19 protein-coding genes and 1 pseudogene are annotated in these 20,591 nt (G+C 58.9%); 2 read left to right on the top strand and 18 right to left on the bottom strand.

Going from position 1 to position 20,591, the window contains the following annotated elements; translation table 11 throughout:
* Together accC and aat are read left to right on the top strand one after the other, a co-directional pair.
* Positions 1-1,353, top strand: coding sequence for an acetyl-CoA carboxylase biotin carboxylase subunit (gene accC / locus ACXYMP_RS06755; protein ID WP_458905167.1), 1,353 nt, complete (start codon positions 1-3; stop codon positions 1,351-1,353).
* Positions 1,354-1,358: 5 nt separating this feature from the next.
* The gene (aat, locus tag ACXYMP_RS06750; protein WP_458905165.1) at positions 1,359-2,015 is read left to right on the top strand and encodes a leucyl/phenylalanyl-tRNA--protein transferase; all 657 of its coding nucleotides are present in this window, start codon (positions 1,359-1,361) and stop codon (positions 2,013-2,015) included.
* Here the strand turns inward: aat and ACXYMP_RS06745 are convergent.
* The 18 genes and pseudogenes from ACXYMP_RS06745 to ACXYMP_RS06660 all read right to left on the bottom strand — a co-directional run bounded on the left by ACXYMP_RS06745 (position 1,979) and on the right by ACXYMP_RS06660 (position 20,547).
* The gene (locus ACXYMP_RS06745; protein ID WP_298569716.1) at positions 1,979-2,341 is read right to left on the bottom strand and encodes a DUF2155 domain-containing protein; all 363 of its coding nucleotides are present in this window, start codon (positions 2,339-2,341) and stop codon (positions 1,979-1,981) included. The genes aat and ACXYMP_RS06745 overlap by 37 nt on opposite strands.
* Positions 2,338-2,793, bottom strand: a complete 456-nt coding sequence (gene mlaD / locus ACXYMP_RS06740) for an outer membrane lipid asymmetry maintenance protein MlaD (protein WP_298569719.1) — start codon at positions 2,791-2,793, stop codon at positions 2,338-2,340. Before mlaD ends, ACXYMP_RS06745 begins: the two co-directional genes overlap by 4 nt.
* Positions 2,794-2,838: 45 nt before the next feature.
* Positions 2,839-3,213: an NADH:ubiquinone oxidoreductase subunit NDUFA12 gene (locus tag ACXYMP_RS06735; RefSeq protein WP_458905162.1), complete on the bottom strand. Its 375-nt coding sequence runs from the start codon at positions 3,211-3,213 to the stop codon at positions 2,839-2,841.
* 192 nt (positions 3,214-3,405) lie between these two features.
* Entirely contained in the window at positions 3,406-4,674 is a 1,269-nt protein-coding gene (gene clpX / locus ACXYMP_RS06730; protein WP_298569725.1) for an ATP-dependent Clp protease ATP-binding subunit ClpX, read from the bottom strand.
* A gap of 163 nt (positions 4,675-4,837) precedes the next feature.
* A complete protein-coding gene (locus ACXYMP_RS06725) occupies positions 4,838-5,464 on the bottom strand; it encodes an ATP-dependent Clp protease proteolytic subunit (protein ID WP_298569728.1) in 627 nt (208 codons plus the stop codon).
* Positions 5,465-5,698: 234 nt separating this feature from the next.
* Positions 5,699-6,544, bottom strand: a pseudogene (locus ACXYMP_RS06720) (ABC transporter permease); the annotation flags it as partial.
* 14 nt (positions 6,545-6,558) lie between these two features.
* Positions 6,559-7,833, bottom strand: coding sequence for an ABC transporter permease (locus ACXYMP_RS06715; protein WP_298569735.1), 1,275 nt, complete (start codon positions 7,831-7,833; stop codon positions 6,559-6,561).
* Between the two features lie 124 nt (positions 7,834-7,957).
* A complete protein-coding gene (locus ACXYMP_RS06710; protein WP_298569738.1) occupies positions 7,958-9,064 on the bottom strand; it encodes an extracellular solute-binding protein in 1,107 nt (368 codons plus the stop codon).
* 111 nt (positions 9,065-9,175) lie between these two features.
* A complete protein-coding gene (locus ACXYMP_RS06705; protein WP_298569740.1) occupies positions 9,176-10,276 on the bottom strand; it encodes an ABC transporter ATP-binding protein in 1,101 nt (366 codons plus the stop codon).
* 179 nt (positions 10,277-10,455) lie between these two features.
* Positions 10,456-11,664 (bottom strand): aminopeptidase P family protein, encoded by a 1,209-nt coding sequence (locus tag ACXYMP_RS06700; protein WP_458905158.1) that lies wholly within the window; start codon positions 11,662-11,664, stop codon positions 10,456-10,458.
* A gap of 213 nt (positions 11,665-11,877) precedes the next feature.
* Positions 11,878-13,095: an efflux RND transporter periplasmic adaptor subunit gene (locus ACXYMP_RS06695; protein ID WP_298569747.1), complete on the bottom strand. Its 1,218-nt coding sequence runs from the start codon at positions 13,093-13,095 to the stop codon at positions 11,878-11,880.
* A 4-nt stretch (positions 13,096-13,099) separates the two neighbouring features.
* Complete coding sequence (locus ACXYMP_RS06690) at positions 13,100-15,463, bottom strand: ABC transporter permease (protein ID WP_458905156.1); 2,364 nt, start codon at positions 15,461-15,463, stop codon at positions 13,100-13,102.
* Positions 15,464-15,465: 2 nt separating this feature from the next.
* Positions 15,466-16,200: an ABC transporter ATP-binding protein gene (locus ACXYMP_RS06685; protein WP_298569753.1), complete on the bottom strand. Its 735-nt coding sequence runs from the start codon at positions 16,198-16,200 to the stop codon at positions 15,466-15,468.
* A gap of 158 nt (positions 16,201-16,358) precedes the next feature.
* Entirely contained in the window at positions 16,359-17,126 is a 768-nt protein-coding gene (locus tag ACXYMP_RS06680) for a metallophosphoesterase family protein (RefSeq protein ID WP_298569756.1), read from the bottom strand.
* Between the two features lie 7 nt (positions 17,127-17,133).
* On the bottom strand, positions 17,134-18,297 hold the full coding sequence (locus ACXYMP_RS06675; protein ID WP_458905153.1) for a DegT/DnrJ/EryC1/StrS family aminotransferase: 1,164 nt from the start codon (positions 18,295-18,297) through the stop codon (positions 17,134-17,136).
* Between the two features lie 20 nt (positions 18,298-18,317).
* Entirely contained in the window at positions 18,318-19,016 is a 699-nt protein-coding gene (locus ACXYMP_RS06670; protein WP_298569761.1) for a PIG-L deacetylase family protein, read from the bottom strand.
* On the bottom strand, positions 19,013-19,930 hold the full coding sequence (locus ACXYMP_RS06665) for a methionyl-tRNA formyltransferase (RefSeq protein ID WP_458905151.1): 918 nt from the start codon (positions 19,928-19,930) through the stop codon (positions 19,013-19,015). The genes ACXYMP_RS06670 and ACXYMP_RS06665 overlap by 4 nt, the downstream gene beginning before the upstream one ends.
* The gene (locus tag ACXYMP_RS06660) at positions 19,927-20,547 is read right to left on the bottom strand and encodes a sugar transferase (protein ID WP_298569786.1); all 621 of its coding nucleotides are present in this window, start codon (positions 20,545-20,547) and stop codon (positions 19,927-19,929) included. Before ACXYMP_RS06660 ends, ACXYMP_RS06665 begins: the two co-directional genes overlap by 4 nt.
* Positions 20,548-20,591: the final 44 nt, after the last annotated feature.

Below are 20,591 nucleotides of genomic sequence, written 5' to 3'. Positions count from 1 at the left end.
ATGGCCCATTTCGATAAAATCCTGATCGCCAACCGAGGAGAAATCGCCCTGCGTGTCATCCGCGCGGCCCGCGAGATGGGGATCAAGACCGTAGCCGTTCATTCGACGGCCGACGTGGACGCCATGCATGTGCGCATGGCCGATGAAAGCGTCTGCATCGGCCCCCCCTCCAGCACCGACAGCTATCTTTCCATCCCCGCGATCATCGCTGCCTGCGAGATTACCGGCGCACAAGCCGTACATCCCGGCTATGGTTTTCTGTCCGAGAACGAACAATTCGTTCAGGTTCTGGAAGATCACGAAATAACGTTCATCGGTCCATCGGCAGAACATATCCGCATGATGGGGGATAAGATCACCGCCAAGGAAACCGCGATCAACTTGGGCATTCCCGTTGTGCCGGGATCGGCAGGTGGTGTGCCTGACCTCAAGACGGCGCGCAAGGTTGCCGCTGAAATGGGCTATCCGGTGATCATCAAAGCGACCGCCGGCGGTGGTGGGCGTGGGATGAAGGTTGCCGCGACCGAAGCCGATATCGACACCGCGTTTTCAACCGCAAGATCCGAGTCAAAAGCTGCCTTCGGCAATGACGAAGTCTATATGGAGAAATACCTTCAAAAGCCGCGTCACATCGAAGTGCAGGTCTTTGGCGACGGCCAAGGTGGCGGGGTGCATTTAGCCGAGCGTGACTGCTCGCTTCAGCGCCGTCACCAGAAGGTTTTTGAAGAGGCGCCCGGCCCCAGCATCTCGCCTGAAGAGCGCGCGCGCATTGGTGGGATTTGTGCCGACGCGATCGCTCAAATGGGCTATCGCGGCGCTGGCACAATCGAGTTCCTGTATGAAGACGGCGAGTTCTATTTCATCGAAATGAATACGCGCCTGCAGGTGGAACACCCTGTCACCGAAGCGATTTTCGGTGTCGATCTGGTGCGCGAACAAATTCGCGTCGCCGAAGGGTTGCCACTGTCTTTTGGACAAGACGATCTTTTGCTGAACGGTCACGCGATCGAGATCAGGATCAACGCCGAACGACTTCCCAACTTTGCCCCCTGCCCCGGCAAGATCACCCAGTATCATGCACCGGGCGGCTTGGGGGTGCGGATGGACAGCGCGCTTTACGATGGCTATTCGATCCCGCCGTATTACGACAGTTTGATTGGCAAGCTGATCGTTCACGGACGCGACCGGGCAGAAGCGCTGGCGCGCCTGAACCGCGCCCTAAGCGAACTTATCGTGGACGGGATCGAGACGACCGTGCCGCTGTTCCATCAGTTGCTGGCAGAGGAAGATATCCACTCTGGCAACTACAACATCCACTGGCTGGAACGCTGGCTTGCCGAAAATCTGGGCTAGGGCGTTTGACCTCGCGCAAGGATCTGCCGACCCTTGATGCCGATCTGTTGCTGCGCGCCTATGCCATGGGCGTTTTCCCAATGGCAGATAGCCGTGATGACCCGCGTGTTTTTTGGGTGGACCCCGAGGCGCGCGGGATCATACCGCTGGACCGGTTTCACATCTCGCACAGCTTGGCACGCACGATCCGGCGCACGCCATATCAGGTGACGCTGAACCGCGATTTCGAAGGCACCGTCACAGCCTGCGCAGACCGCGAAGAAAGCTGGATCAACGCCACAATCTTTGGGCTATACAAAGACTTGCACGCCATGGGCCACGCGCATTCGCTTGAATTGTGGGACGGGTCCGACTTGGTCGGCGGCGTCTACGGCGTGACCTTGGGTCGGGCGTTCTTTGGCGAAAGCATGTTCTCGCGCCGTCGTGACGCCTCGAAAATCGCGTTGGCCTATCTGGTCGCCCATCTGCGCAACACGGGTTTTACGCTGTTTGATACGCAGTTCCTAACGCCGCATCTGGCAAGTCTCGGCGCAGAGGAGATCACCCGCGCGGCGTATCACGACCTGTTGGAGACGGCCTTGTCAGAGGGGCGCGCAGACATTCTGGCCTGCCCTCTTCCCGACGCTTACTCGGTAACGCAGCGAAGCACCCAGACATCGTAGCGCTGATGATCCAGGGCATTCAATGCAGGCGACGAGGCGATCATCCAGCCTTCGAAGGTAACGTCATCTGCCGTGCCATCGCGGATGACAAGCCACGCATAGGCGTCGCCTGACGGGTTGTCGGTCGGATAACGGCATTCGCCAAGCGTCACGCGCAAATTACCAATTTCGACCGTATCGCCCACATTCATTGTGAAATCGGTCGGTTCGCCTGAAACCTTGTCCAGACCACGCAACATAGCCCCGGTCGCCTTGCCGGTTTGGGCCACGGCCGCCGCGCCGGCCCCGATGAGGCAAACTGTCAAAAACGCAGCGCGCAAGATCAATTGCTGTCCTCGCTGCCAGCGACAAACTTCATCAACAGCTGCACGAGGCTTACGGACCCCTGCGTGTCTTCAATCTCGGCCCCGGGCTCAAGGTTGAAGGGCGACCCACCGGGCAGAAGTTCCACATAGGACCCGCCCAATAACCCCTCGGACGAGATGATTGCAGCTGTGTCTTCCGGCAGGGCAACGTCGGATTGCACCGTGAAGCCCGTGATCGCGCGGTAGGTTTCAGGGTTCAGCGCGATGTTCGTCACCGCCCCTACCTTGACCCCACCAAGGCGCACATCAGTCCCGACCGAGATCCCGTCGGCCGTCCGGAAAGACGCGCTGTAAGCGTGACTGCTGCCTGCCCCGGACAAACCCACAATTTGGCCTGCATATAGGAAAAACCCGACAGCTGCGGCCAGAACGGCACTGCCTGTGATCACTTCAGTTGTATGGCTATCGCTCATGCCAGCCTCTCTTGGTCCGGAAAGATAGACTTGGGCCGTGCCAGATTATTCCGGCTGCCATGCCTCATAGTCACGACGTTTGGTAGGTTCGACCTGATGCAACGACCCTGGGGGGACATAGGCCAGTGCAGAACCTGTCTTGTTGACCTGATGCGGCTTTTCCCACGCTTTATGGGTCAGCGGCGCGTCTGCCGGGCTGTTGTCAAACGTGTGGTGCAGCCAGCCATGCCAGGCCGGGCTGACGCGGCTTGCCTCAGGCTCGCCGTTGAAAATCACCCAGCGTCGTTTGTCGTCCCGATCGCGATAGAAGACATTGCCTTGCTCATCTTCACCCACCTTCACACCTTTGCGCCAGGTGAACAGACGGGTGCCGATGGTTTCGCGGTGATACCAAGTCAGCAGGGACAAGATGAAACGCATGTCAGTCTCCGGTTTAGCTTTGTCTTGATATGGCCCAACCAGCCGCGAAGGTCCAGTGCTTTGCGACGCAATGCGCCGCCTTTGCGCGATTTGCGGCTGCTTTTGGGACCGGACACCCAGCCTGCAAAAAAGCCATCGCGGCTGCGATGGCTTCTTTTTGTCAGGCGATGCCGTGTTTCAGAGCCAGGCGTGTCAGCTTGCGCTGACTTCTTCCTTTGGCCCTTCGGCATAAATGATCAGCGGTTTGGCGTCCGAGGTCACAGCCTCTTCGTTCACCACAACCTCGTCGACATTTTCAAGCCCCGGAAGGTCAAACATCGTATCCAAAAGGATATCTTCCATGATCGACCGCAGTCCGCGCGCACCCGTCTTGCGTTCGATGGCGCGCTTCGAGATGGCCATCAAGGCATCATCGGTGAAGGTCAGTTGCGTATTTTCCAGATCAAACAGTCGCTGGTATTGCTTCACCAGCGCGTTCTTGGGTTGCGTCAGGATGGTGACAAGCGCGTCTGAATCCAGATCTTCCAGCGTCGCGATGACCGGCAAACGTCCAACGAATTCCGGGATCAAACCGAATTTCAACAGGTCTTCTGGCTCCAGTTCCTTGAACACTTCGCCAACGCCACGTTCATCACTGACACGCACATCCGCGCCGAAACCCATCGCCGAGCCCTTGCCACGCTGTTCGATGATCTTGTCGAGCCCTGCAAAGGCACCGCCACAGATGAACAGGATGTTGGTCGTGTCCACTTGCAGGAATTCCTGTTGCGGGTGCTTGCGCCCGCCTTGCGGCGGAACCGAAGCGACCGTGCCCTCCATGATCTTCAACAGCGCCTGTTGCACGCCCTCGCCTGACACGTCGCGGGTGATCGAGGGGTTGTCGGACTTGCGGGTGATCTTGTCGACCTCGTCGATATAAACGATGCCGCGTTGGGCGCGTTCAACATTGTATTCCGAGGCCTGAAGCAGTTTCAGGATGATGTTTTCCACGTCCTCGCCCACATACCCCGCTTCCGTCAGCGTGGTGGCATCGGCCATGGTGAAAGGCACATCCAGAATGCGGGCCAGAGTTTGCGCCAGAAGCGTCTTGCCGCAGCCCGTCGGACCGATCAGCATGATGTTGGATTTGGCCAGTTCAATCTCATCCCCAGCGGAAGCCGCATGGTTCAAACGTTTGTAGTGGTTGTGGACCGCGACTGACAAAACCCGCTTTGCGTGGCTTTGTCCGATGACATAGTCATCGAGCACTTCACAAATCTCCATCGGTGTCGGCACACCATCAGCGGCCTTCAGGCCAGATGACTTCGTTTCCTCACGGATGATATCCATGCACAGTTCAACACATTCATCACAGATGAACACTGTCGGACCTGCAATTAGTTTCCGCACCTCGTGCTGGCTCTTGCCGCAGAACGAGCAATATAGGGTGTTCTTGCTGTCGCCAGAGGAGTTGTTCGCCATCATCTTGTCCTATTGGGTCCCGAAGGGATCCGGTTTGCGACCAAATCGGCCGCGTTCTTTATCCGTCGCGCCAAGCTTAGGGCAGTGACCGGACAGGCACAATCCGGTTTTTCCCGCTTGCCCGCCCGGTGTGACATCGCCGGGGCATCGCCCGGCCGTGTCGTTATTCGTCGTCACCTTTGGCGCGGTTTTCCACGATCTCGTCGATCAGGCCCCAATCCTTCGCGTCTGTTGGATCCATGAAGTTGTCACGTTCCAACGCTTCGACCACCGCCTTCAGCTTCTGCCCGGTATGCTTCACGTAGATGTTGTTCAGCCGGTCTTTTAGCTTCTGAGTTTCTTGCGCATGGATCATGATATCAGTGGCTTGCCCCTGATACCCGCCCGAGGGCTGGTGCACCATGATGCGGCTGTTGGGCAGCGAATAACGCATGCCAGTTTCGCCTGCCGCCAGCAAAAGCGACCCCATTGATGCGGCTTGCCCGATCACAAGGGTCGAAACCTTCGGCTTGATGTATTGCATCGTGTCATAAATCGACAGGCCAGACGTCACCACGCCCCCCGGCGAATTGATATACATCGAGATTTCTTTTTTCGGGTTTTCGGCTTCAAGGTGCAGAAGCTGTGCCACGATCAAGCTGGACATGCCGTCATGCACCGGACCGGACAGGAAAATGATCCGTTCCTTCAAAAGTCGCGAGAAGATGTCATAGGCCCGTTCCCCGCGCGAGGTCTGTTCGACCACCATAGGGACAAGGGTATTCATATAGGTATCAAGTGGGTCGTGCATTTCAGCCTGCTTTCATATTCACGCCAGAGCCGCTGCCGGCCCCTTCGGCAGATGTTAGTGCCGGGTCGAAGGGGCTGCAAGGGGGGCTGGCCCCCTTCACCTCGGGTCGGTTCACATTCGCTTCAGGCATGCCTCAAAATGGTTAACAAAAACTGCACGTCAAGGCGCGGTTGCTGAGAAAAAAAGGCGGCGCCCCTCAGGGCACCGCCATGTCTCATACGATGTGTTGACCACCTAGCCCGGGCTCATCCCGCGCAGGCGCTCTGAACGACGCCGAAGGATCTCCAGCGTGGTCAGCAACAGGATCGACACGCCGACCAAAATGGTCGCCACCGCCAGAATCGTCGGGCTGATCTGTTCGCGCAGCCCAGTGAACATCTGCCACGGCAAGGTTTGCTGCTTGGCCGAGCCGACGAAAATCACCACCACAACCTCGTCAAACGACGTGATAAAGGCGAACAATGCACCGGAAATCACGCCGGGCAGGATCAGCGGCATCTGCACGCGGAAAAAGGTTGTGACCGGATCAGCCCCCATATTGGCAGCCGCCCGCGTCAGCGACCGGTCAAAACCGACCAGCGTGGCTGTCACGGTGATGATTACAAAGGGAATGCCCAGCGCCGCGTGCGCCAGAACAACGCCCCAATAGGTGCCCGCCAGGTTGATCTTGGAATAGAAGAAATACATCCCAGCCGCCGAAATGATCAGCGGCACGATCATCGGAGAGATCAAAATCGCCATGATCGCACGGCGCGCGGGCACGTGTGGCTGGCTAAGCCCGATGGCGGCCAAGGTGCCAAGCGACACCGAGATGACGGTGGCCACCGGCGCGATCTTGATCGAATTCCACATGGCGCTCTGCCAATCCGGGTTCGAGAAAAAGTCGCGATAGTGCTTCAGCGAATACCCCTCAGGGTCAAACCGAAGCATTTCCGGCGTGAAGGTGAAGAAGTTCTCAGCATTGAAGCTGAGCGGGATCACCACGGCAATCGGCGCAATCAGGAAGAAGAAGATCACCCCACAGATCACCAGAAAGGTGTAGTGCCAAATCCGCTGGCCGGTCGTTGCATATGGAGGAAGTTTGCTCATGTCCGTTATCCCAGCTTCACGTTGTCAATGCCGACGATCTTGTCATAGGCCCAATAGAGCACCAAAACGACCGCCAGAAGGATGGCCCCCAGCGCCGAGGCAAGACCCCAGTTGAGGGATGTCGAAATGTGAAACGCAATCTGGTTCGAAATGAACGTTCCCTTCGTGCCGCCCACCAACGCAGGCGTGATGTAGTAGCCGATGGCCAGAATGAACACGAGGATCGACCCCGCGCCAATGCCCGGAATGGTCTGCGGGAAATAGACCCGCCAGAAGGCCGTCCAATCCGTTGCGCCAAGGCTTTTGGCGGCGCGCAGATAGGTCGGCGGGATGGTCTGCATGACCGAATACATCGGCAAGATCATGAACGGCAGCAGGATGTGGGTCATTGCCACAATCGTGCCGAACTGGTTGTTGATGATCACCAGCCGCGCGTCATCCGACACCAGCCCGATCCAAACGAGAATATCGTTGATTACCCCCTGTTGTTGCAGAAGGATTTTCCATGCCGACGTCCGCACTAGAAGCGATGTCCAGAACGGCAACAACACCAAGATCATCAAAAGGTTTGCCTGGCGTGTCGGAAGATTTGCCAGCAGCCACGCCACCGGATACGCCAACACGATGCACGAGAAGGTAATCAACAATGACATCCACAACGTCCGCTTGAGCAGGTTCATGTAGATCTGTTCGCTTTCGGGACGCATCTCTGCCCCGTCTGACCCAACTCGCATATCGACGGCATTCAGGAAATAGCCTGCGGTCACGGGTGGCGAATAGGTTTGAATGGTGCGCCAAACATCTGGGTCGGCCCAATCTTCATTGATCTCGATCAGCGCCTCTTTCCAAGGGCCGCCGGTTTCCAGATCAAATTTCTTTGCCTTGCGTCCCGTCTTGCGGAAAACCGAGGACATGCCGGGGTTCTCATAGTTCAGACGCGTGCCGACTTTGGTGTGTGTTTTGGCTTCGGCTGCGTCTTTCAGATCGGCTGCCATCGCGGCATAAACCGCCTCTTGCGGCAACTCACCGGATGCAGAATCCCAATCTGCCAGAGCCTTCACAGAGCGCGGCAATGTCTCGATGACGATCTTGTTTTCGACCGAGCGGTAAAGCATGTCCGCAATCGGCAGGATAAAGCTGACCATGATAAACAACAACAACGGCGAGATGAGCAGCAGCGCGCGCATTTTCTGGCGTCTCAGCGCTTTGTTCAGACTGCGCTTTAGCGGCGTTCCATCTGCGGCCAGAACGGGGCCGCTCATTTCGGTCATATCGCTCATATCATCCCTGTCAGCATAAGCTTGTTTTTGGTTTCGAAGCGGTCAAATTGACAAACAAATAGCGTAATATCTTCAAGTGGTCGTGGGATAGGAGGGGCCAGACGGCCCCTCCCGAAAGTCAGCCTTATTTGGCCAGCCAAGCTTCGAACTTAGCGTTCAGATCGTCGCGGTTATCAGCCCACCATTCATAGTCATAGACATGAACGTTGCCTGAGTTTGCAGGGTCGGTCGGCATGTGCGGCGCCATATCGATCCCCAGTTCGGCGTGTTTTCCGACCAAAGGTGCGGACGACATACGGGCCGGACCATACGAGATGTATTTCGCCTGATCAGCCAGACGCTGCGTGTCGGTTGCGAACTTCAGGAAGTCCATCACACGCGCCTTGCGGTCAGCGGGCAGGCCCGCGGGCACAACCCAACCGTCAAGGTCGAACGATTGCATATCCCACAGCATTCCGATCGGCTGGTTTTGCTCGGCAATGGCCGAGAACAGACGACCGTTGAAGGTCGAGCCGAAGACAACTTCGCCATCTGCCAGCAGCTGAGGCGTTTCAGCACCAGCGGTCCACCAGACAACCTGATCTTTGATCGTGTCCAGTTTGGCAAGGGCTTGGTTCACGCCCTCGTCGGTGCCCAGAACGTCATAGATCGCGTCTTTGGCAACGCCATCACAGTGCAGCGCCCATTCCACGTTGTCGATCGGACGTTTCTGCAACGCGCGTTTGCCCGGGTATTTTTCCAGATCAAAGATGTCGCAAACCGAGGTCGGCGGAGTGTCACCCACCATATCGGTGCGATATCCGAACGTGGTCGAGTAAACGATCTGTGGGATAAAGCAATCCGATACAAGAAGGTCACCGAAATCTTCCGAAGCCTTGGTGCCATCGGGCGCGTCAGCCAAGTCGGCGTCGTGATCGATTTCTTCGACAAGACCCTCGTCGCACAGACGCATGGTGTCCGAAATGGTGGCGTCGACCAGATCCCAGGTTACGTTCCCGGCTTCGTTCATCGCGCGCAGTTTGGCCACGGCTTCTGCCGAGCTTTCATCCCACGTCACGCTGACCTCGGGGTGCATTTCCAGATAGGGTTCGACATAGGCCTTCAGCTGGCTGGCTTGGTAGGCCCCACCCCAGGAAACGAGGGTCATCTCGTTGGCCATATCCTCTGCCGACACCGCACCAGCGGTCGCGGTCAGGGCCGAACTGGCCAAAAGGATTTTTACAAGTTTCATACGTTATTCTCCCTAGTTGTCCCGTTTGGTTGATTGGGTTCGCATGAACGGGCACAAAGCGAACCTCTGGCTGTCATGTCCGGGGTCTTTTGAACCCCGGCGCATTCAGTATCAGGCGTCAAGCGCGCGACAGTCGGTCGGCAGCCAGCCGATCTCGATCTGTTGACCAGGTTGCAAGCGGTCCTGGTCCGGCGCATTACGGGTCTTGATGATGAAATCTTCATTTCCCGCCACACGCAGGCGCGTGCGGAAGATGTCGCCCATGTAAATGAACTCAAGCACTTCGGCTTTCAGGGTGTGAACACCCTTCTGCAAGCGCTCTTTGTTGTATTCAACGCGCTCTGGCCGGATCGAGACTTGCGTGCGCTCTCCGACTTTGCTGACGTTGATCGGCGTCGCGTCCAAAATCTCTCCGTCGTCAAGTTGCACGATGCAGGTTTCACCTTTGATCTCGGTCACAACACCCTCGAGCGTGTTGTTTTCACCGATAAACTGCGCAACAAAGCTGTTTTCCGGCCGCTCATAAAGTTGATCCGGTGGCGCAAGCTGCTGGATACGCCCATCGTCGAACACGGCGACATTGTCGGACATTGTCAGCGCTTCGGTCTGGTCATGGGTCACATAAACGGTGGTGATCCCCAGCTCATGCGCCAAGTGGGTGATTTCGAACTGCATTTGCTCGCGCAGCTGCTTGTCCAGCGCGCCCAGTGGTTCGTCCATCAAGACAAGCTCGGGTTCAAACACCAGCGCGCGTGACAGTGCGATCCGCTGCTGCTGACCGCCAGACAATTGTGCCGGACGGCGACCGCCGAAATCGCCCATCTGGACCATGTCGAGCGCGCGTTTGACCTTGGCCTCGCGTTCGGATTTTCCGATCTTGCGCACTTCCAGCGGGAAGGACAGGTTTTCAGCAACCGTCATGTGAGGGAAAAGCGCGTAGTTTTGAAAAACCATCCCGATTCCGCGCTTGTGGGGTGGGATGTTGTTGATGGGCTGTCCGCCAAGGCGGATATCGCCATGCGTCGCGGTTTCAAAACCAGCTAGCATCATCAAACACGTTGTCTTACCAGACCCTGACGGCCCAAGCATTGTGAGGAATTCGCCCTTGGCTACTGAGAGGTTCAGGTCTTTAACGACCAGTGTTTCCCCATCATAGCTTTTCTGGACACGATCAAAAACGACGAAGCCGTCGTTGGAAGCTGTATCAGCCAAGTGACCCCCCTGGTCTATGTTTTTTTGTTTTTTGTCGACGCCTAGCCAACACGAACCCCGAAAGGATTTCAACAGGGAATATTTAGAGCGCCGCGAAAGTTTACCTCGCAGCGCCCTCAGTCTTCACAACAATCCTACAAGAATTTTGCAAGTATGCGACTTATCGGCATATTTTTGCGTCATGCTTTCACGATATTGTGCTGGGGCCCGTAGGGGAAGCCAGTAATATTTTCGGCACCCGTTTCGCCAATAACAAGAATGTCGTGCTCTCGATAGCCACCCGCACCGGGGGTGCCTTCGGGCAGGAACAGCATCGGCTCCATCGACACGACCATTCCCGGCTCTAGCACAGTGTCGATATCTTCACGCAGTTCCAAACCGGCTTCGCGGCCATAGTAGTGCGACAGCACACCGAAAGAATGGCCGTAGCCGAAAGACCGATATTGCAGCAAGTTCTCGGATTCGAAAAACCTGTTGATCTCGGCGGTGATGCCCGAGCAGGTCGCACCGGGTTTAATCAGTGAAATCCCCAGCTCATGTGCGGCGACATTCGCTTCCCAGATGCGCAGGCTTTCCTTGTCTGGCTCGCCAATGAACAGCGTGCGCTCCAACGCGGTGTAGTAGCCCGAGATCATCGGGAAGGTGTTCAGCGACAGGATGTCACCGTTCTCCAGCTTGCGGGTCGTCACCGGGTTGTGTGCGCCGTCGGTGTTGATGCCCGACTGGAACCACACCCAGCTGTCACGAATTTCGCTGTTTGGATGGGCACGCGCGATTTCTTCTTCCATCGCGTCGCGACCGGCCATGGCGATATCAATCTCGCGCGCACCGACGCGGATCGCATCACGGATTGCGGCCCCGCCATGGTCCGCGATCCGTGCACCTTCGCGGATCAGGGCGATTTCTTCTGCGGACTTCACCATGCGTGCCTGCATCGTGTCAGGGGCAATGTCTGCAAACGTGGCATTGGACAGGAAATCTTCGGCCAGCGCGCGCTGTGCCAAGGTGAGGTGATCACCTTCGATGCCGATTGAACGGGCGTTGCCCACCAGTTCTTTCACGGCGCGCCAGTAGTTATTGCGCTCCCAATCGGTGTAGATGACGTTGTCGCCGAAGCTGCGGCGCCAGGGCTGACCTGCGTCGATGTTGGCCGACACCGTGGTGCAGCGATCCGCCGTGACAACGCAGCCATACGTCCGGCCAAACGAACAATAGAGGAAGCCAGAGTAGTAAGCGATATTGTGCATCGACGTGAACAGGACCGCTTCGACTCCCCGATCGGCCATGATTTTGCGCAGGGTCGCCAAGCGGCGTTCGTATTCCGCGTTCGAAAATGGCAGCGGGGCTTTCTCGCCGTTTTCACAGACAAAGAATTGAGGGCGTGACATGTTTCGTGTCTCCACTTTCCGAGGCCGGAAAACATGCGTCCGGCCAACCAAACTCCCCGGCGTGCAGGGTGGTTGATCTCCGGACCTTGCGCGGGCACATGCCCCACGCAATGGCAGCGACGCCATCGCTGCGGATGGACGAAAACATTTCTGATCAGAGCTGTTCTGTCAATAGTCTCGTGATCAGGCCATCAACAGGCTCTGCCCGGCTGGTCAAAGCTGTGTGCGGTCGACCACCAGCACACCGTCGCCGACCCGATCACCGGGGTGGGTGACGACCTGCTCACCTTCTGACAGCCCGGACGCCACTTCGGCGACATCGCTGTTGCGGTGACCAATCTCGACATTGCGCAAGACGGCGTGGTCGTCCTCAATCACGAAAACCGCCCAGCTTTCGCCATCCCGAAACAGCGCAGACAGCGGCACACGAACCCCCTCGCCTTGCCACTCAACGATGCGAAGGAAGGTGCGAAACCCATGTCCCAGCGATGGGCGCGCGGCCTGATCGGACACCAGATCAAGGATGACACGCACGCGTTGTTCTTCAATGCCCAGAGCCGACAGCTTGGTGAACCCAGCGGGTTCAATGACGCGCACCTGGGCCTTTAGATCACCCGCCCCGCCCCACCGTTCCACATAGGCAGCGGCACCGGGGACAAGCCGAACCGCGTCGGTCGACAGGATTTCAGCCACGATCTCCAAATCATCGGTTTCCCCAATGGACAGGATCGGCGCCCCGGGAAGCACGGGCCGCGCGCTGGTGCTTGCTACACTTAGAACCGTGCCGGACACGGGGGCCGCCAGTTCGACGCAACACGCCTCGCTGGCGGCGGCTGCGTCAGCCCGTGCGCTGGGTTCAATCAATGTCGCCTGCTGCGCTGCAAGCTCTGCCAGCCGCATTTCCAGCGCCGCATGGGCGCTGTCCAGTTGCGCCACCGCCACATCGACACCCAGTTCCGCGTCGTCAAGTTGTGCCTTTGGGATCGTGCCACGCGCATGCAGGTCATGTAGCCGGTTCAGGATGGTTTGTGCATGGGCCAGATCCGCCTCCGAGATGGCGATCTGCGCCTGCGCGACAGCCACCGCCGCCTTGGCCTGTGCCACAGCCGCTTCGGCTTGCGCGCGCGTGCGGTCGTCAAGAAATGCCGGATCACCGGGGGCGATGCGCGCCACGATGGTTTCGCCAGCGATCACTGTGTCCCCAATGGTCACCGGACTGCGTGCCAGCTGCCCAGAAACCGGTGCGGACATCTCGTAGACATCGCGCACGCGGGTCTGGCCTTCAGCGTTGACCGTGACCTCGATCGGGCCGGCGGTAATGGTGTGGATATCAACCGGCACGGGTTCGGGCTTGGCCGCCAGATAGGCAAACCCCGCAAGCACCACCACAGCAGCACCGGCCAGCATCGTTTTGCGCGTGTTCCAGCTCATCGGGTTACTCCCTTGTCTTCATTACGGCGACCAGGTTCATCCGGTCGATCCGCCGACGCACAATCAGCGCCGAAACTACAGAGGCCCCGGCAACAACGCCAGCCGCCCAAAGATATGTCCCGCGCGATACCACCAACGGGATCGCATAAAGGTCGCTGTCGAAGCTGGCCACCATCGCGCCCGCAAGCAGCCGCCCGATGACCAGCCCAAGAGGAATGGCCGCAGCGGTCAGCAAGAAAAGCTCGCCGAGAAGAACATAGCTGACTTCGCCCCGCGTAAAGCCCAGAATGCGCAGGCTTGCCAGTTCGCGAGCGCGTTCTGACAATTGGATGCGCGCAGAGTTATACACCACCCCAATGGCAATCAATGCCGCCAGAAACGAGTTGATGGTCGTGGACATGCCCGCGTTCTGTGCAATCGTATCTACAAATGACTTACGCACCTGCTCCAGCAGGGTCAGCCCGGCAATGGCGGGGGCGCCCTTGATGGCGGCAAACAACGCCTCTTCTTGTGCGGCATCCACCAGCAGGTTGGCATGTGTCACCTGGACCGGTCGATCGATCAATCGGGCCATTGTCTCCACGTTCATATAGGCGCCAAGCCCGAAATACTGGCCCGCAAAGCCCGTCACGACAAGGTCGTGTCGGCTGTCAGGCAGTGACAGGAACTCGACCTCCAACCGGTCACCGATGCCAACCTCCAGATGGTCGGCCAACCGGCGCGCCAGCACGATCCCATGAGCGGGGCGCACGACCGCTCCGGTTTCAAGGTCAAGCACCCGCGAAAGCGTGTGGTCCGGGCGGCGGCCTTCGACGGCGATGCGTCGGGTCAGATGGCCATTGGTCAGGCGGGCGGGCATGGTCCAGACCCCCTCTGCGGCAAGAACGCCCGGTAGGTTTCCAACATCCTGTAGAACCGTTTCAGGCCGTGTCAGCGCGAATTGCAGGATCGCATCTTGCCGGTTGATCTGCACAAAGCTGACATCAAGCAATTCATCCATTGCATCGAACATGAACAGCGCTGCAATCATGACCGAAGCCGAGGTCGCGATGCCCAGCGTCGTCAGCGCCGCACGCACCGGCCAGCGGCCAATGGCGCGCAGGATCATCATCGTGGTCTGACGTGGCTCCAGCCAGGAAATCAGGCGGTCAAACACACCGCGCCGAAACCGCGTCGGTGCAGGCGGCGCCATCGCCACCGCGGGGCTGAGCCCGACCACGCGGCGCACGGCACCGAGCGCCCCAAGCCCCGCCGCCGCGAACCCCGCCACTGCGGATATCGCGTAGACCGAGGGGTATTGGACGAAGACCAGATAGGGAAAGTCAAAGAAAGTCGCATAGAGCACCGCCATGCCCCGACCGGCCCAAAGCCCAAACCCCCATCCGATCACCACGCCGACAAACCCGATCAGCAGCGCCAGCTTGATGTAATGCCAACTGATTTCGGCTTTTTGGTAGCCAAGCGCCTTCAACAGCCCGATCTGTTCGCGCTCCAGCGTAATCAGGCGGCTCAGCACCATGTTCACAAGGAACGCTGAAATCACGAGAAAGATCGGCGGAATAACTTCGGCCATCATGCTGAGCTGCTTGAGCTCTCCGTCCAGAAACGCGTTGGAGGTCTGATCTTTGCGCAGGTAGGCACCGGTGCCGCCATAGGGTTTCAATACAGCGTCCAATGCGTCTGTCACCGTGTCCGGATCCGCCCCGCGCGAAAACCCGACCGACACGGAATTGAAGGCGCCCGTCAGGTTGAACGCCGCGCCCAGAACATCCTCGGCCATCCACAAAATGCCGAAGCGCCGGTCATCGGGCATGATCGAATTCGGACCGATCGTGTAGATGAATTCAGGACTGAGTGCGGTGCCAGTGATCGACAAACTGCGCTTTTGACCGTTTAACGTCACCTGAAACTGGTCACCCGGTTCGAACCCGTGCGCTTGCGCAAAGTTTTGGTTCACCAGAACCTCTCCGCGCGCGCCCGGCTCGGGCATGCGCCCCTTGGTGACCGAGGGAATATTCATACCGGGTCGACCACTGTCGGGGAGGGACAAAACCTGCCCCACCGCGGGTTCTGTCATGCCTTCAACATCAAGGATCGCGAAGTTCGAAATTCGCGTTTGCACCCGCGCCACGCCGGGAATGGCCGCAATATCTTCAGCAAGCGCGTCCGGCGCGCGCGAGGCGCTGGCGAAAAGATCACCAAACCGATTGCGTTCGTAATAAGTGTCACGGGTTTCGCGCAGGCTGCGTTCGACCCCGTTTGACATGACCATGATCATCACGCCAACAGACAAAACCGCAGCAATGGCAAGGCTTTGCGCCCAGAGCCGCCGAATGTCGCGGAGAAGTTTTTTGTCCAGAACCCGCATCGCTACCACTCGATCTGCGACGGATCTATTCGATGATCGTTCACCCGTATTTCAGAGATATCGCCATCGGCAAAGAACACCACCCGATGCGCCATCGCCTGAATGCCGGCGTTGTGGGTGATCACCATCGTCGAGGTGCCAAGATCGATATTGATCTTTTCCAGCGCTTCAAGGACCTGAACCCCGGTTTTGCTATCCAAAGCACCGGTCGGTTCGTCGCACAGCAACACCTCGGGTCGTTTGGCGATGGCGCGTGCAATGGCGACACGTTGCTGTTCGCCGCCCGACATTTCGGCCGGAAAATGGTCCATCCGATGTGCCAGACCAACACGTTCCAATGCTTCTTCAGGGGTCATCGGGTGCGCGGCGACTTCGGTCACCAAGGCAACGTTTTCGCGCGCTGTCAGCGATGGAACGAGGTTATAGAACTGGAAGACGAAGCCGACGTGATCGCGGCGATAACGCGTCAGGTCGCGGTCCGACATCGACGTAAGCTCCTGCCCCTTGAACCACGCGCGACCTGATGTCGCCGTATCAAGCCCACCAAGGATGTTGAGCAATGTGGATTTCCCGGACCCCGAAGCGCCCAAAAGCACGGTGAACTCGCCCGCCGGAATTTCAGCGGTCACGCCACGCAAGGCATGCACCTTGACCGCCTCGGTCTGGTAGGTCTTGGTCAATGCCTCCATCCGATAGATCGGAGCCGCAGCATCGGTGGTTTTCTCGGCGCTCTTCATGGCTTGGCGCTCCGCTGACCCGCGGCGCATTGTGCACCGCGACGTCTTCTGTTCAGATGTCATCCTATCAGACCTGATGTTCAACCCCCAACAGGCCCGATGGGCTGGAAAAAAGGTCGCATGATGGCAAACGACGAGGCGCAGCTATCGCTGTTGGATCAGGCGAAAACCGCGGCTTCGTCGTGATCAATGCGCACAACAGCCAGATTGCCCGTCTTGTAGGCGCCCGTGTCAACAGCGATCCGTCCGTCGTTGACCGTGACTTCCGGCACGATGGTATGGCCGTGAACCACCCAACGCCCATCGCGCCGGACGCTGGACAGAAAATCCGCATGTCCCCAGACCAATGTGTTGCGGTCCTGTGCATCCATGCGCCGTGACGGGTCTGCACCTGCGTGCACCACGCTGACGTTTCCGCTGTACCATTGAACCGGCAGCGCGCGTATCCAGTCCACCAGATCATCGCCCATCGCCTTCAGCAACAGGTCGCGCGTTTGGGTCACTTGCGCGCCAACCAGATTGCCGCGCGCGGTGTCGACGCCAAAGCTCTTCAGCGTTTCAACACCCCCGTTGCCAAACCAGACCCGCCCAAAGGTGAGCGGATCATCCAGAAAGCTCAGCATCATGTCCTCGTGATTGCCACACAGGCAAATCACATCACGAAAGGATTGTTCCTGATAAGCACGCAACTGTTTGAGCACGCCCGCACTGTCCGGGCCACGATCCACATAGTCCCCGACGAAGACGATCGGGGTTCGGGCGTCATGGGCGCGGCCATCGACCCACTGCAAGACATCCTTAAGCAAGGCAGCCTGTCCATGAAGATCGCCAACCACGAAGAACGGTCGGTCCGGCTGCAGCTCTGCATCGAACTGGGGTGGCTCTTCCTTGGCCCAGCGCTGTGTCAGTCGCTTCAAAAGGCTCATGGTCTTATCACCGGCTGGCCCGCGCAATCACGTCGCGCGCGCAGGCTGCAAGGTCTTCTGTTCGCGCGGCGGTCCAGGTCGGATCGACGAGGAAGCAAAGGCTGGTGTCGCCCAGCTCGCGGGCGACCGGAAGCGCGGCTGCGGGGCCCAGGCCGTATCGCGCAAACGTCCCTTCGCGATACATCTCGCTGCAACTGCCCGAAAACGCCGGAAAGCCAGCCGCGTTGATTTCAGCAATGATACGGTCGCGGTCCCAGTCGGGGGCCAAGACCTCGGGCCGGACAAACGCATAGTAACGATAATAGGCGTGTGTCATGCCCTGCGGCGGCCGTGGCGCGCGAATGGCGTCAAGCGACGCCAGTGACGCCTCAAGAATGGCGGCATTGGCGGCCCGATGGGCGCGCCATGCGTCCAGCTTGCGAAGTTGCACCCGCCCGATCGCGGCAGAGGGTCCCGTCATCCGAAGGTTGGTGCCCGGCCCGGCCGAATGCAGCCAACGAAAACCCGGAGGGTGGTCGGTATTGAACACCGTATCATAGTCCTTGCCATGGTCTTTGAAGCTCCAGGCCTTGGCCCATAACGCGTCCTCATCCGTGATCAACATCCCGCCTTCACCGCCGGTGCTCATGATCTTGTCCTGACAGAAAGAAAACGACCCAAAGGTGCCCATCGTGCCGACCTTCCGGTCGCCAATCATCGCCCCATGCGCCTGTGCGCAATCTTCGATGACCCACAGGTCGTGGGCCTCTGCCAAGGACATGATCGCGCTCATGTCGCACGGCCAACCGCCAAGATGGACCGGGATGATCCCCTTGGTCCGGTCGGTGATCAAGGGGGCAATGGTGTCCGCAGTTATGTTCTGGCTGTCGCGGTCAACATCGGCAAAAACCGGCACCCCGCCCAGCAACATGACCGAACTGGCCGAGGCGATAAAGCTGCGCGGCGTCACGATTACTTCGTCCCCCGGTTCAAGCCCAAGCACGCGCAACGCCGCATCCAGCGTCACCGTCCCGTTCGCCATCGCGATGGCATGGGCCGCACCGGTATAGGCGCGAAACTCGTCTTCAAAGGCATGCACATCCGGGCCGGTCCAGGCATTGACCTTGCCCGAGCGCAGCACCTCGGTCACCGCGGCAATCTGTTCGTCGTCAAAAACGGGCCAGCTGGCCATGATCGCGTTCCTTTCCCAGCTTAGATGACGTTGCGCACAAGGACGAAACCCTCGGCGGCAGCCCGGTGCACCGTTGCCCCGCGCAAGGTTGCAAGCGCACGAAGGGTTTCGACAGACCGTTCATGCGGCGGACCCTTGACCTGACTTTTGAACAAACAGAAAGCCGCAAGCTTGGTTTCAAGATGGTCGGTAATGTCGACAAAGACATTCGGCACGAAAGGGGGCGTCAGGTAAGGTGCGTTCCAGTTTGTTTCCGAAACGGTTTCATACGCCATGATCGTGGCGGGATAGTCATGCTGATGCGGACGACTGGCGACCAACGTGGACAAAAAGCTAAGCTGATGGTCCAAATGAATGTCACCCGGATGCGGGGCAAAGATCAGGCTGGGCGCCAGATCGGCCACAAGCTTGCCCAGACCGGCATTCAATGCTCCGTGGGGGTGTTCGGCCAGTTCAGCGGCCGGAAAATCAAGCCAGTGCGTCTGGGTGATCCCCAAATGGCCATGGGCGGCTTCTGCCTCGGCCTGAACCGTCGCGATCTGGGCCGCGTCAAAGCGGGGCGGTTGCCCACGGGTCACGATGGCCACATGCACCTCGCGCCCTTCATGCGCCAGCCGGGCAATGGTGCCGCCTACGCCCAGAACCTCGTCATCGGGGTGTGGCGCGACAATCAGCACCGGGGCGGTCGGGTCGCCCCCGAACGAAGAAACCTTGGTCATGTCGTTACCCTTCCCAGACAAGTATGCAGTTTGGGCGGGGCCTCGGCGCCGCTCCAATCCAGAATATCAATGCAGACGCCATCACCGCAAGCGACCGTAAACTGCCGCCCCTCAATCGCCTGAACCTGCCCCGGCATGCCGATAAAGTAGCCCTCACGCGGCGTATAGCGAACACCGGTCAACACCAGCTTGGTTCCATCTGTCGTCGTAGTGAACGCGCCTGGATAGGGCGGCCCGACGGCGCGGATCAGCCGGTGAATGTCACGCGCCGGGGCCGACCAGTCGATCCGCCCATCCTCTGGCCGGCGCAAGGCGCAGGTCGTGGCGCCTGTTTCGTCCTGCGGCACGCGCGGCACGTCGCCCGTCGCAATGCGGGTGAGAAGCTTGGGCAGCATGTCGACCAGCGCCTCAAGGTGTCGGTCGTAAAGCTCGCGCACAGTGATCGTGTCCGGGTCGATGGTAAACTGTGCCTTGGCCGCGATGGGACCGGTGTCAGCGCCTTCGCCCAACCAGAACAGCGACGCCCCCACATCGCGTTCGCCCAGCAAGATCGTCCACGGCACGACAGCGCGCCCACGCAGCTTGGGCAAATCCGAAGGGTGAAACCCGACGCATCCCAGCTTTGGCACCGCGCGGAAGGTTGCCCCGCAAAGTTGCGACCATCCGATCACCAGCACCAGATCAGGATCTGTGGCGGCAATCGCTGCGATGGTCTCTGGCGCATCGCTTTTGCGCGTGTAGTGCACCGGGATGTCATACCGCTCCGCAACCGGAGCGAGATCAGCGAAATCCGAATGGCGATGCGCCAATTCAGGCGGCAAAGTTACCACCAGCTTGGGCAGATGCCCTGCCTCACAGATGGCTGACAGCGCGGCCAATGATCCTTCGACGGCTCCGACAAAAACGGTGTTCATGACTGTGCCTCGGTCTTGTTCTGCGTCGGTTGGGTCGCCAGCCACGCGGCGGCGCGTTCCAGCCGGTCCATGCGCCGGCGTTCTCCGAACACGGCGACACCGACGGTTTCAGCGAGGATATTCAGGTCAAGCCGGGTCGAGCGGTGCGCCACATACCACAAGTCCAGTTGCAGCTTCTCGTTGTCGCTTAGGGCGGTGTTGCCGCTGACCTGCGACCAGCCGGTCAGACCGGGGCGCACCGATCCGCGCAGTTTGCCAGCCGGACCAAAGTCTTCGATTGTGCGGGGCAACAAGGGGCGCGGTCCGACCAGCGCCATCCGCCCACGCAAGATGATGAACAACTGCGGCAATTCGTCAAACCGCGTGCGCCGCAACAGCTTGGTCAGAGGTGTCAGCCGCTCGGCATCCGGCAACCAGACACCATCGGCATCACGGGCGTCGGTCAATGTCCGAAATTTCACCACCTGAAATGGCACGCCGTTCCGACCCGAGCGTTCCTGGTGGAACATCACAGGTCGCCCAAGCGCCACAAACACCACCAGATAAGTCAGTAAAAACAGAGGCACAGCCACGACAAGCGCGACCAGGCAAATCAACAATTCCAATCTTCTGTCCATGAAAACCCATCAAACAGTGAAGGCGCGTGTGGAATAGCGATACT

The sequence above is a fragment of the Aliiroseovarius sp. CAU 1755 genome, assembly GCF_054482655.1.
The sequence above is the reverse complement of the archived record's forward strand: the minus strand, read 5'-3'. Positions and strand labels throughout refer to the sequence as shown.

Excerpts from the sequence above, each read along its gene's own strand:
- ACXYMP_RS06725 (WP_298569728.1), bottom strand. The coding sequence starts at position 5,464 with ATGCACGACCCACTTGATACCTATATGAATACCCTTGTCCCTATGGTG.
- ACXYMP_RS06700 (WP_458905158.1), bottom strand. The coding sequence starts at position 11,664 with ATGTCACGCCCTCAATTCTTTGTCTGTGAAAACGGCGAGAAAGCCCCG.
- ACXYMP_RS06680 (WP_298569756.1), bottom strand. The coding sequence starts at position 17,126 with ATGAGCCTTTTGAAGCGACTGACACAGCGCTGGGCCAAGGAAGAGCCA.
- ACXYMP_RS06715 (WP_298569735.1), bottom strand. The coding sequence starts at position 7,833 with ATGAGCGATATGACCGAAATGAGCGGCCCCGTTCTGGCCGCAGATGGA.
- ACXYMP_RS06710 (WP_298569738.1), bottom strand. The coding sequence starts at position 9,064 with ATGAAACTTGTAAAAATCCTTTTGGCCAGTTCGGCCCTGACCGCGACC.
- ACXYMP_RS06660 (WP_298569786.1), bottom strand. The coding sequence starts at position 20,547 with ATGGACAGAAGATTGGAATTGTTGATTTGCCTGGTCGCGCTTGTCGTG.
- ACXYMP_RS06690 (WP_458905156.1), bottom strand. The coding sequence starts at position 15,463 with ATGCGGGTTCTGGACAAAAAACTTCTCCGCGACATTCGGCGGCTCTGG.
- ACXYMP_RS06670 (WP_298569761.1), bottom strand. The coding sequence starts at position 19,016 with ATGACCAAGGTTTCTTCGTTCGGGGGCGACCCGACCGCCCCGGTGCTG.
- mlaD (WP_298569719.1), bottom strand. The coding sequence starts at position 2,793 with ATGAGCGATAGCCATACAACTGAAGTGATCACAGGCAGTGCCGTTCTG.
- ACXYMP_RS06675 (WP_458905153.1), bottom strand. The coding sequence starts at position 18,297 with ATGGCCAGCTGGCCCGTTTTTGACGACGAACAGATTGCCGCGGTGACC.
- ACXYMP_RS06695 (WP_298569747.1), bottom strand. The coding sequence starts at position 13,095 with ATGAGCTGGAACACGCGCAAAACGATGCTGGCCGGTGCTGCTGTGGTG.
- accC (WP_458905167.1), top strand. The coding sequence starts at position 1 with ATGGCCCATTTCGATAAAATCCTGATCGCCAACCGAGGAGAAATCGCC.
- ACXYMP_RS06735 (WP_458905162.1), bottom strand. The coding sequence starts at position 3,213 with ATGCGTTTCATCTTGTCCCTGCTGACTTGGTATCACCGCGAAACCATC.
- clpX (WP_298569725.1), bottom strand. The coding sequence starts at position 4,674 with ATGGCGAACAACTCCTCTGGCGACAGCAAGAACACCCTATATTGCTCG.
- ACXYMP_RS06685 (WP_298569753.1), bottom strand. The coding sequence starts at position 16,200 with ATGAAGAGCGCCGAGAAAACCACCGATGCTGCGGCTCCGATCTATCGG.
- ACXYMP_RS06665 (WP_458905151.1), bottom strand. The coding sequence starts at position 19,930 with ATGAACACCGTTTTTGTCGGAGCCGTCGAAGGATCATTGGCCGCGCTG.